9 protein-coding genes are annotated in these 12076 nt (G+C 52.0%); 1 reads left to right on the forward strand and 8 read right to left on the reverse strand.

Annotation, left to right across the window (positions count from 1 at the left end):
* Positions 1-30: 30 nt before the first annotated feature.
* From EDM21_RS13485 to EDM21_RS13515, 8 genes are all read right to left on the reverse strand, one after another.
* Positions 31-2556 carry a PIG-L family deacetylase gene (locus tag EDM21_RS13485; RefSeq protein WP_201280797.1) on the reverse strand — a complete coding sequence of 842 codons (2526 nt, stop codon included), beginning with the start codon at positions 2554-2556 and terminating at the stop codon, positions 31-33.
* Positions 2557-2711: 155 nt separating this feature from the next.
* Positions 2712-4391: an ABC transporter permease gene (locus EDM21_RS13490; RefSeq protein ID WP_157336535.1), complete on the reverse strand. Its 1680-nt coding sequence runs from the start codon at positions 4389-4391 to the stop codon at positions 2712-2714.
* Between the two features lie 76 nt (positions 4392-4467).
* The gene (locus tag EDM21_RS13495; RefSeq protein ID WP_157336240.1) at positions 4468-5550 is read right to left on the reverse strand and encodes an ABC transporter ATP-binding protein; all 1083 of its coding nucleotides are present in this window, start codon (positions 5548-5550) and stop codon (positions 4468-4470) included.
* Between the two features lie 194 nt (positions 5551-5744).
* Positions 5745-6827, reverse strand: a complete 1083-nt coding sequence (locus tag EDM21_RS13500; protein ID WP_166542001.1) for an extracellular solute-binding protein — start codon at positions 6825-6827, stop codon at positions 5745-5747.
* A gap of 48 nt (positions 6828-6875) precedes the next feature.
* Positions 6876-8057, reverse strand: coding sequence for an ROK family protein (locus tag EDM21_RS13505; RefSeq protein ID WP_166542002.1), 1182 nt, complete (start codon positions 8055-8057; stop codon positions 6876-6878).
* A 303-nt stretch (positions 8058-8360) separates the two neighbouring features.
* On the reverse strand, positions 8361-8486 hold the full coding sequence (locus tag EDM21_RS25250; RefSeq protein WP_268893079.1) for a hypothetical protein: 126 nt from the start codon (positions 8484-8486) through the stop codon (positions 8361-8363).
* 85 nt (positions 8487-8571) lie between these two features.
* Positions 8572-8685: a DUF4023 family protein gene (locus EDM21_RS13510; RefSeq protein WP_084783497.1), complete on the reverse strand. Its 114-nt coding sequence runs from the start codon at positions 8683-8685 to the stop codon at positions 8572-8574.
* A gap of 131 nt (positions 8686-8816) precedes the next feature.
* The gene (locus EDM21_RS13515) at positions 8817-9170 is read right to left on the reverse strand and encodes a hypothetical protein (RefSeq protein WP_157336241.1); all 354 of its coding nucleotides are present in this window, start codon (positions 9168-9170) and stop codon (positions 8817-8819) included.
* A 240-nt stretch (positions 9171-9410) separates the two neighbouring features.
* Here EDM21_RS13515 and asnB point away from each other — a divergent pair, with 240 nt between their 5' ends.
* The gene (gene asnB, locus EDM21_RS13520) at positions 9411-11255 is read left to right on the forward strand and encodes an asparagine synthase (glutamine-hydrolyzing) (RefSeq protein ID WP_157336243.1); all 1845 of its coding nucleotides are present in this window, start codon (positions 9411-9413) and stop codon (positions 11253-11255) included.
* Positions 11256-12076 lie beyond the last annotated feature (821 nt).

A 12076-nucleotide genomic window follows, 5' to 3' on the forward strand; every position in this document is an offset into this window, starting at 1 on the left:
CTCCAAACCCGCTGAATCTGCGGGACAGTCTTACTGCTTCAAGCTGATCATGTTGACGAACATCCGGATGGAGCCCGGAACCAGACTCGGCATTTCACGATACCAGACGAGCGAGCTGTACGTGTACGTCCCTTTGCCGTAATTCGCGGACAGGAACGTGCCTGTAAATTCTTTCTCACCCGGATCTCCGTTAGAGATGAGTTCGGTATACTCCTTGCCCCATTCAGCCGGATTGTAAGCCGAACGGTCCTGAATCCAGTTCTGCCAGTCGGCATCCGTAATTTTGTTCGGCGTGTTGAAAATAGGATGTTCCGGCGCGAGCATCGTGACCTTGGAATTCTCGTCGGTCACCCTCCACTGGATAAGCGGGGTGCCGATCTTGATCGGATACGGTGCCAGATCCGGCGACCATTTATCCTCCGGCTTGTGGTACTGCACAACCAGATTCCCGCCATTCTTCGCGTAATCGAGCAGGCGCTGATTGCTTGGAATCAACTCCGGCCGGAATGCATACGCCCGGATGCCCAGAACTATCGTGTCGTACTGCGACAGGTCTCCGAATTGGATGGCTTTGGCATCAAGATTCGTTACGTTAATGCCCACCTGGCGCAGCACGGCATCAATGTTATCAAAGCCGCTTGATACATAACCGACTTTAAGATCTTTGGCCACATTGAGGTCAAAAGCTTCGATGGCGAGGTTCGCCGGTTTCACATAATAAGTCGTGCCAAGATGCGGATACGTGATTACCTGGACGGTACGGCTGCTATCGGTCCCGTTCTCCTTGGCAACCGCAGCAATGTTAACTTTGCCGGGTTTCACGGTTTTAGGCGCTTTAACGCTGAATTCAATCGCTTTCGTTTCATTCTTGGCCGCAAAGCTTACTTCCCGGGAAGCAGGCTCGACCGTCCAGCCCTCGGGAGCTTGGAGCGAAACCGTTGTTTTCGATGCTCCGGGAGCATAGCTGCGCGCGGTTACTTTGACTGAGACGGCCTCTTCAGGCTTAAGAGTGTTAAACACAGCCGCTTCCGGGCTCAAAGTCAAGGATGTTGCCGGAAGAACCGCAACGGCATTATCCGCAGACGCATGTACCGCTGCCTGAGTGCCATAGGCTGTGTATGTAACGTCAGCGCTGAGGAGCGGCGGGGCATACGGATTGAAGTCAGCGGATTTAGCCGGAACCGTTACTTCATATTCCGCCTTGGCGGTTTCGTTGTAGCCCAGCTTTTTAAAGGTGACTTCTCCGGCAGGTTTAGCTGTCCATCCATCCGGAACATTCAGTTTGAGTGCAAGATCCGACAGGCCTACACGGCCGCCGCTGTGCGCGGTTACGGCTACTTTCACCTTCTGTCCGGCAACCAGTTCTCCGGTCTCGGGTTTGACCTTTACGGTAACGGAAGACGCTTCCTGGCTGGCTTTATCCAGTTGTCCCGTCTTGACGCTCAATCTGTGGAGCAGATCCGTTTTGACGGAAGCTTCGAGCGAAGACTTCTGCACATTACCGATAGCCGCTCTTACATCCGCTTTCATTTCATGAACCTCACGGGCTACTTTGACGAAGTTCGGATAGGCCGCGACGACTTCATCCGCATCCTTCTGGAGTGCTTTGAGGTCCTTTACGATTTTGTTGTCTTTGCCTTTGGTATCCAGCTCCTGAGCCAAATCCGCAAAGGTAAAGGAAATGCCTTTGAAGAAGGATTCCGATTGGGCTTCCTTGCTGCTCTCCGCTCCATTTAAGCCGGCCAGCTTATAGTAAGCGTCTTTGGGGCCTTCATCTACATGGCGCCCCATTCCCTGGCTCTTATGCATAAAGCGGGACTCTTCACCCAGCTGCACATAAGATGCGCCATAGATTTCACTGTAGTCGCCTGTCGGCAGAGCTACGCTGTAGTCTTTATCGTTGGCGGGCAAATACAGCTTCTTCGGCTGCCAGACTGCCAGCCCTTCTTTCAATTGCTCCGGAAAAATAGCCGGATTGCCCGCATCTTTAAACGCTCGGACGGTCAGTACGTTGATAGCCCGGTGATGGCCGTGGGTAGACTCTTCGTTCAGGAATGCCGGGATGAGCACGTCCGGCCTCTTCTCACGGATTTCACGGATCAACCGCTGATACGCGGTCGTTTCGCCCCATTTCTTAAGCGTTTCTTCAGGACTTTTGGAGAAACCGAAATCATAAATCGCATCGTCAAGCTTGGTGCTGAGATTCGCTAAGGTAACATTCGTAATCTTGGAGGCTTCCTGCAGTTCGCGGGTACGTATGATGCCCAGTGCATTGCCGAGTTCGCTGCCGATTTCGTTCTGCCCGCCTTCTCCGCGGTTGGCGATGACACTGTAGGTGTCTACACCCTGTCCGAGAGAGACATACGCAAGTGCAGCACTGTGCTCGTCATCGGGGTGCGCCCCCGTATTCATGGCACTGGCGACTGTGGTAAGCGGCTTGATCGATTTCCACAGGTCGACGACTCCCCTGTCGGCTGCTGCGGGTTGCGGGAGCGCCGGCACGGCAAGTGTTCCTACAACCGTCACAGAGACTACTGCTGTCACCCATTTCTTCATCCATCTGCTTGCATTTGTTCGATTCAATCGCTTCTCCTCCTTGACGCAAAAGTGGCGGCAGGAATAGAATCCTCTCCTGCCTTTATCAGCATCGGGGCAGGCGTTCGTCCCGTATGAACATGACGCCCGCCCCGATAATGAACGGTAGGCGTGGGTCAGATCGCCGATCCGGCATTGCCGCCGGTCAGCTTCCGGGAAACAAAGAGAACGAGAATAATCATCACAATCTGCAGGACGCCGTAAGCGCAAGCTGTACCGAATTCAAAAGCGTACATCCGCTGGAATATTTCAACCGACATTGGTGTCGTGTTACTCGTGTACAAAAGAATGGAAGCGACGAATTCCCCCAGCCCTTCCACCAGAGCCAGCAGCGTACCTGCCAGGATGCCGCTGAGTGCCATCGGAAAGACGATCCGCCGGAAGCTGTACCACCAGGAGGCGCCAAGGTTACGCGCCGCCTCCTCAACGGAACTGTCCATCTGCATCAGGGTCGAGGAAGTCGACCGGAAAATCAGCGGCAGATGACGGACGAAATAGGCGAGCGGCAGAATCCAGAAGCTGCCGATCAGCACCTGATTGAACGAGAACACGTTCGGTTCGCTGAACGCGGTGATCAGATTCACCGCGACGACTGTACCGGGCAGTGCCCACGGAAGCATAATCAGGATGTCCAGCATCGTTTTACCTTTGAATTTCATGCGTACCATGGCGTAAGCCGCAGCAACACCGAAGAGAAGGTTCCCAATCGTGGCCACGATGCTCATCTGGAAGCTGTTTACAATCGGGCGCCATGTTTTCTTATCCGTAAACAAATCGATATAGTGCTGGAATGTATATTCAGGCGGCAGGACCTGGACCGTCCAGGTGCTGTCCTCCGAGAAGGAGAGCAGCACGATAACGAGAATCGGCAGCATCAGAACAATCGTAGCGATGAAAGAAAGCACCATGGTCGTGTATTTACCGGCCTTGCTTTTGACCTCCGTCCGGTGAACGCTGACGCCTTTGCTCATGTTCTGATAATTACGCGCATTCTGATACCAGCGCATCGCGATAAGGAACACGATCGACACGATCGACAGCAGCGTAGATTGGGTCGCCGCCATATCCAGATCGCCGTTTGTCCGGGACAAATAGATCTGCATGGTCATCGTCCGGTCAATTCCGAAGACCAGCGGCGCCGTATACGAAGCCATCGAGATCATGAACACCAGCAGGGAAGCCGCAATGATCGCCGGGGTCAGCATCGGCAGAATGACTCTCCTCCAGATGAGGATTCTTCCCGCTCCGAGATTAGCGGCCGCTTCTTCCAGCGAAGGGTCCAGTCCTTTGATCGCCGAGGATGCCGTCATATAGAAATAGGTGTACATCGTGAACGTGTGAACCACAATAACACCCCATATTCCTTTCAGGGCAAAAGGCGCATGATCCAGCTCGAACAGCTTCTGCAGCGCCCGGGGGAAGATCCCGCTGTCTCCATACAAGAAGGAAAAGGACAAAACGCCAATCAGCGGAGGCAGTGCCATAGGAACGATAGCCAGCACGGACAAAATTTTGCGTCCGGGAAACTCGTACCGCTCCAGCAGGAACGCCATCGTAACTCCTACGATACCGCAGGAAATTACACTCAAGATCGAAATGTACACACTGTTCCATAAGGCTTCCAGATTAGAGGTATGCTCCAGACTGAAAAACCTGGCATAATTTTTGACAGAGAAGATCCCTTCCATTTTCACACTCTGCAGGAAAGTCTGGAAGAACGGATAAATGACATAAGCAAGCAGAATCAGAAATAAAGGTGCAATGAGGACGTAAACAAATTTCGGTGACGTTGTCATGGATGTCCACCGGCTGTTCGGACGGATGACCGGCGGCCGTTTAGTCTGCTTATTCGTTTGCACAGCTCATCCTCCTTTACTCTACGAAATAGACGCTTTCCTTCGGAATCGCAAACAGAATATCTTCATCCCGGCCTCGCATACGCTGACCCGGCCCGATAAACATCGCTTTGATCGGCATACTGCCAATCTGCGCGACATAATTGACGCTGACGCCCGTAAATTCGGACATGACTACCTTGGCGGCCAAGACATTCTCTTGTCCCCGTTCTTCGGCCCGTGCTTCGCGGATCGATTCAGGCCGGACAGACACCGTCACCTGACCTCCCACGGACAGACGGCACTCCGGCGATGCATTCTCCGCGAAGCCTGTAACCAGACTTCCAGAGCCGGTGCGGACGTGGACGGTGCCGCCTTCGACACGCTCGACCGTTCCTTCCCACAGGTTCGATTCACCGATAAAAGAAGCAACGAAGCGGTTGAGCGGCTTGTTGTAAATATCATGAGGCGTGCCGACCTGCTGTACGACGCCATCCTTCATGACCATAATCCGGTCGGACATCGACATGGCTTCCGCCTGGTCATGTGTAACGTAGATCGTGGTTATGCCGAGTTCGAGCTGCAGGCGCTTAATCTCTAAGCGCGTTTCTTCCCTCAGTTTGGCATCCAGATTCGACAGCGGTTCATCCAGGAGGAGAATATTCGGTTCGATCACCAAAGCGCGTGCCAGCGCAACGCGCTGCTGCTGTCCGCCGGACAACTGATCGATCCGGCGGTCGCCGTAGCCGTCCAGATGAACGAGCTTCTGGGCGCGCGCTACCTTCTCTCTGATTTCCGCTTTGGACTGTTTGCGGACTTGGAGACCGAAAGCAATATTCTCAGAGACCGTCATATGCGGGAATAAAGCGTAATTCTGGAACACCATTCCGGTGTTGCGCTTGTTCGGAGGCGTAAACGTCACGTTATTCTCACCGAACATAATGCGTCCCTCCGTCGGATAGTAGAATCCGGCGATCATTCGCAGCGTGGTCGTTTTGCCGCAGCCACTCGGTCCGAGAAAGGTGAAGAATTCACCGGGTTTAATGTGGATATCGACATTTTCTACTCCGCGTGCTCCGCCAAATTGCTTGCTGACTTTATCCAGCCTGACTTCTATCAATGGAATCCCTCCCCAAAATTAAGCCTTTACTGCTATCCGTCACTTAGTTAAAAGTATTTAATATAATTAATAATACTAAACTTATCTGTAAACTTGGTTTAAAGAGGATCGGGTGGTGCTGTCCCACCCGATTCGCTCGTAAACCTTTTACTTATGTGCCAAGACGGTTTTTCATGCTACCCGCTTAAGCTTGCTTACTTCTTGTTTTTCCCCTTGATGTTCTCATCCCAATACTGCATCCATTCTTTTTCTTTCGAAGCGAGAACCTTCCAGTCCAGCTGAAGCGGTTTGGTGTCCAATCCTTTCAGCCAAGCCGGGAACTCATCCTTGTTAATATCCGTCCGGGTCGGGATCTGGAACAACGACTCGGATTTCTTTTTCAGCTCGTCTTTATCGAACAGGAACTCATAGAATTTCTTAGCGTTCTCCATATTCTTGGCGCCTTTGACGATCCCGACGGCATCCACTAGAATAGGTGCGCCGCTGGCCGGATAAATATAGTCAAACGGCTGTTTTTTCATTTCCTTTTGAATCAGAATATCCTGTAAGTTCCACAGGGACAAAGTGCCTTCCTGACGGGCCAGTTTCAGATAAAGGTTGGTCGGGTCTTGAGTATACTCTTTCGTATTCGCATCCAGCTTCTTCAGCCAGTCATACCCTTTCTGAGGGTCGGCCGGGTCCTGACGATAAATCATCGAAGAATAAATGGTGCGCATCGTACCGGACGCAAGCACGCCGCGGATCAGCAGCTTATCTTTATATTTGGGATCCAGAAGTTCATCCCAGTCTTTAGGAGCATCTTCTTTCTTGAGTGCTTGAGAGTTGTACATAATGACTTCCGGCAGAAGCATTTCCCCGTACCAGCGGTCCTGGGCATCTTTGTTCTCCGCCGCCACATTTGCCGCGAAAGTCGGCTTGTAGGTCTCCAGAAGCCCTTCTTCAGCCCCCGTTATAAAAGAAGACTGGGTGCCTCCCCACCAGAAGTCTGCCTGGGGATTCGTTTTCTCACCGCGGATACGCTCCAGCACCTGCTGGGCTCCCATCGTCATCACTTCGACTTCGATGCCCGGGTTTTTCTCTTTGAATCTCGGCAGAATTTCATCCACCACGTTCTTGTCACGGGCCGTGTAAATCACGAGTTTCTTAGATCCGCCTGCATCTGCCCCGCTGCCGCCTTCCGCTGCGGGCTTAGTATCGCCGCCTCCGCAAGCCGATAATCCCAAAGCCATTGCCGCAATCAGGGTTAAACTGGTCCACTTGGTCAACTTCTTTTTCACTTGAACTCCCCCTAATCTAAAATATATCGTTTAATCCGCTCCAGTTAGTCAGTTCGACCTGCCTGGCTGGGCAGAAGGAAACGCTTCCAGCACGCTGTGAACCGCGCCTAGCAAACCGGCCCGCTTCCTTAGAAAGGCAAGCCGGATCTCGGGCACAACCGGTACCCACTCGGTTAGCAGCTGTTGGATCCGCTGCAAACCTTCCTCGCTCAGATTGACCATTTCACCGCTCAGAATGAGCAGCTCGGGGTCGAGTACGCTGACGGTATTGGCTATACCCGAAGCCCAGCTGCTATAGACATCTTCGAGAAGCGTCCGCGCCTCTTCGCTGCCCTTTAAATCCAGCTGGTACAACTGCTGCAGAACACTGCGCTCCGCATCTAATACCAGCCCTAGTGCTGCGGCTTTCTCACAAATCCCGGCTGCGGAGTAATTTTTCTCGAATAAGCCGAAGCCGTCCTGCTTACGGCTGCGCTGGCTGCCGATCAGCATATAGCCGATTTCACCGGCTGCCTCCTTGCTGCCCCTGTAGAACTGCTTGTCGATGATAATACCGGCACCGATGCCGGTTCCGACATACATATACACCAGACTGGAAACTCCGGAGCCTGCTCCGCCGTAGAACTCGCCGAGCGTCATCATGTTGACGTCGTTATCCAGAATGACGGGAATGCCCAGCCGCTCTTCAATTTCTCGTCCGACCGGCAGATTCATCCATCCTGTACTCGGAGCATAACTCACCGTACCGCTTCGCTTCTGCGTAATCCCTGGCAGTCCGACGCCCATTCCTATGACCCGGTCCCGGTCAAAACCGCTTTTTTTCAAAAGTTTATCCAGGTTAAACTCCAGCGCTCTCAGAGCGGAGTCCCCGTTAACCGGCTGGTTCAGGCGGGAATGCACGCTATGCAAAAGCTCTCCCTTCAGATCGGCGATTGCCATTTCCAGTTCACTGCCTTCAAACACGGCGCCTACAACCGTATAAGCCTGCACATTATATTCAAGGAGAATCGGCTTACGTCCGCCCTTGGACTCTCCCGCTCCCACCTCATGAATCAGACCTTCATGAATCATTTCATCCACAAGCGATGAAACACAAGGCCTGCTGAGCTTTGTACGCACCGACAGTTCAGCCCTCGACAAGCGGGGGTGCTGGCGCAGCTGATACAGAATACCTTCGCGATTCATCTGTTTAACCAGCTTCGTATTGCCGGTTTTTCCTTTGCCGTTCACAAGCCTACCACCGCCTTACTTAGTTAGAATGACTAACAAACTAATTAAACCTAGTATATGTATACGCTTTCAGGTTGTCAATATTATCCGGTGAAATTTTCCTTTATTTATTTTTTGAATTGGATATTAGCTCTTATATAGCTTTTTTCCTTCATTTCATTCCATTTTCAAGTAAAAACCCCCTGTTTCCCGCTTATACGGCTTCTTAACTACGCAACACTACATCTTGATATGCCTATATCCATTTTCACGCGCACAAAAAAACCCGCTGCAAACGCAGCAGGCTTTCTTCGTTCTTCACCATTATTTTCCTACCCCTTGACTGGGATTGTTCTGGGCTGCATGCTTGACGTTTTTGGCTTCCATCTCTTCGGCAAATTCCGCGTTGACCTCGTACTTTTTGCCTTTGGTCTGTTTAACCTTCGCCATGTTTATCACCTCCGCCCGGATTCCAAGAGTCCTTACTCCGGCTGCTTTGCGGCAGCCAGCCTGTTCAAACCGCGCTTGGTTTTAATCAATGCTGTTTGTTCGGGAGCCTTTTCTCCGGGTGCTTCTTGCCATGGGTCCTCTGATTGCGCTGTGCTTTCAGCTGAGTATCATGCAATTTGGAGATAAAATGACTGTCCATCTTCGCACGCCTCCTCGGCATATAATGTAAGTGAAGCCGTCTTAGTATGCCCCTATAGGCTCGATTTGAATTCCTTTGTCACAGAAAAAAAGAGCCCGCGAAAGGGCCCTTCCCAGATAAAAATAAGTGCATTATTCGATTGCTTCCAGTCTCATAGCCATATCAACCAGCACGGCACGCGATTCCGGCTTCGTCTTCACTTCTTGATAGAGCTTCTCAAAAGCGGCCTTATTGTTCTTGAATTCGCCTTCATTCTTAATCGAGAAATGGCTCCATTCGATCAAACGGTTCTCCGCCTGACGAAGTTCATTGAAAGCTTTATGGAAACCGCTGCGCTCAATCGCATCTTCCATTTCTTTCTGACCGATTTCCGCACCGTTTTGTCTCATATCGTTTAATTTCTTATCAGCCTGCTGACTTGCTGCAAGGAAGTGTTCCTTGGCCGCCAAATAATCGGTCTGCGCCCGGGAGTATCTACGTTTCATCAATAACAGTCCACCTTTAACATAATTTCCCGCTCACGCTTGAAGAGGGATACGTTCTATCTAGCCCCTATTGTAACAAAATTTCCGAAGAAACAAAACCGGATTAAGCCATCCCATCTTCCAGGCTCCTGAGTTCAGATGGACAGACATTTTCAGCTCTGTCTCCGCATACCCTTTAATCATCGCAATAAACGTTCTTCTCCCGCTTGCCTAGAAATGTATACCGAAAGGGTGAACTCCATGTGCGGAATAACAGGATGGATAGATTGGCGTAAAGACTTAACCACTTCCTCATCCATTCTCGAAAATATGACAGAAACTCTTACGCATCGCGGACCTGATGCTTCCGGCACCTGGATTTCCCATCACTGTGCATTCGGCCACCGCCGGCTCAGCGTAATGGATCCCCAGAACGGGGCGCAACCTATGATCCGCAGAGACGGCGACCGTCTCTATTCGATCGTCTACAACGGAGAGCTGTATAACGCAGTGGAGCTGCGCAAAGAACTCGAACACCGGGGACATAGATTCAGCAGCACGTGTGACACCGAAGTACTGCTCGCCTCGTTCGTTGAGTGGGGCCGCAGCTGTGTCGACCGGCTGAACGGCATTTTTGCGTTTGCGGCCTGGGACCAGCAGGAGCAGACGCTGTTTCTTGCCCGGGACCGCCTGGGGGTGAAGCCGCTCTTCTACAGCCTGCTGAACGGCGTGTTCCTGTTCGGCTCTGAGCCGAAGGCCATTCTCGCCCACCCCGATATGAAGGCCGAAGTCGGCGCGGAAGGCCTCGCCGAAGTGTTTGCAATCGGACCTGCACGAACGCCCGGTCACGGGATCTACCGGAATCTGGCGGAGCTTAAGCCCGGCCATTATATGGTGTATGACCGCAGCGGACTGACCGTCCGGCCATACTGGAAGCTGGAGAACCGTCCTCACACGGAAAGCGTAGAGGAAACGGCCGTCCATATCCGGGAGCTGCTTACGGATACGGCCCGGCGCCAGCTCGTCTCCGACGTTCCCGTGTGCACCCTGCTATCCGGAGGGCTTGATTCCAGCGCCTTGACCACGCTGGCCGCCAACCATTACCGGGACAGCGGCAAAGGCACGCTGGATACGTATTCCGTGGATTATGCGGATAACGATAAGCATTTCAAAGAAAATGCGTTCCAGCCGAATTCCGACGCACCGTGGATCAAACGCATGTCCGATTATCTCGGTACGGAGCATCACTATGTCGAATTCGATACGCCTGAGCTCGTAGAATCACTCCGGTCGGTCGTACTCGCCCGTGATATGCCGGGCATGGCCGATGTCGACGGTTCCCTGTACCTGTTCTGCCGCGAAATTAAGAACAATGCGACGGTAGCCCTATCCGGCGAAGCGGCCGATGAAATCTTCGGCGGGTATCCCTGGTTCCATCGCGAAGATGCTCTAAATGCGAACACCTTCCCCTGGTCACTGTCACTGCCTCAGCGTGCGGGCATTCTGGCGAGGGACTTCGCCGACTGGATCAAGCCCTTAGAGTATGTGCGCAGCCGGTATGAGCAGGCACTCTCCGAGGTGCCCCGGCAGGCTGGCGAGACGCAGCAGGAGAATAGGATGCGCGAAATGTCGTATCTGAACATTACGCGTTTCATGCCGACCCTGCTTGACCGCAAAGACCGGATGAGCATGGCCGTCGGACTTGAAGTCCGCGTGCCCTTCTGCGATCACAGGCTGGTGGAGTATGTATGGAACATTCCATGGGACATTAAAACAGCCGGAGAACGCGAGAAAGGTATTCTGCGCAAAGCGCTGGCCGGCGTGCTTCCGGAAGATGTGCTCACCCGCAAGAAGAGTCCATACCCCAAAACCCACAATCCGAGCTACTCGGCAGCGGTCAAGCAGCGGGCTCTTGATATTCTCAGCGATTCCAGTTCCCCTCTTCTCCCTTTCGTAGATGCTGAGAAATTACGGGCAATGGCGGCTCCGGGAGCCGAATCCGCCGAGTTCCCCTGGTTCGGCCAGCTGATGTCGGGGCCTCAAATGTTCGCTTATTTAATCCAGGTGGATACCTGGCTTCGCGAGTACAAGGTGTCCATCCGGTAGCCAAGTTCTTACGCAAACGGACCCAGTAAAAAGGGTCGGCAACACGCTAAGGTATATGCTGAAACTGAATCATTGACTCCAGCCTTTCCTTTCGTGGAAAGGTTATTTTTACACCTTATCAGGTGAATGTCTCCTGTGAGTGCTTTACCCGGGGAAGAGTATACCTGTGTTATGTCCACCTTTGTAAAGACATTTTCTTAATTTGTCCACTCTACAAGGACAAAAAATGACAAGTGATCGAAAAAGGCTGGATGCGTGTTGTATCGTGCGATGACCGTGTAATAAATCGTGTGTGCCGTACCGGGTGTGCTGTATCATGTGTTGTATTGTGTGATGTTTCGTGTGATGTTTCCTGTGGTGTTTCGTGTGATGTTTCCTGTGATGTTTCCTGTGATGTTTCGTGTGATGTAACGTGTGTGTTGTATTGTGTGTTGAATCATGTGTGTTGAATCATGTGTGTTGTATCGTGCGATGTACCGTGTAATGAATCGTGTGTGCCGTACCATGTGTGTTTGTTGTATCGTGTGTGTTTAATCATGTGTTATATCATGTGTTGTATCATGCGATGTACCGTGTGTTGTATCGTGTCTGCTGTACCATGTGCGTTGTACCGTGTGTTGTATCGTGTCTGCCGTACCATGTGCGTTGTACCTTGTGTTGTATCGTGTCTGCCGTACCATGTGCGTTGTACCTTGTGTTGTATCGTGTCTGCTGTACCATGCGTATTGTATCGTGCGTTGTATCGTGGCTCCATAAAAGTAGTTAAGAAGCAGAATCCACTATCCGCTCTAGAACCATGATCTGGAAATGCCAGTTGTGGT

It is taken from the genome of Paenibacillus lutrae, assembly GCF_009757775.1.
Taxonomy (GTDB): domain Bacteria; phylum Bacillota; class Bacilli; order Paenibacillales; family NBRC-103111; genus Paenibacillus_F; species Paenibacillus_F lutrae.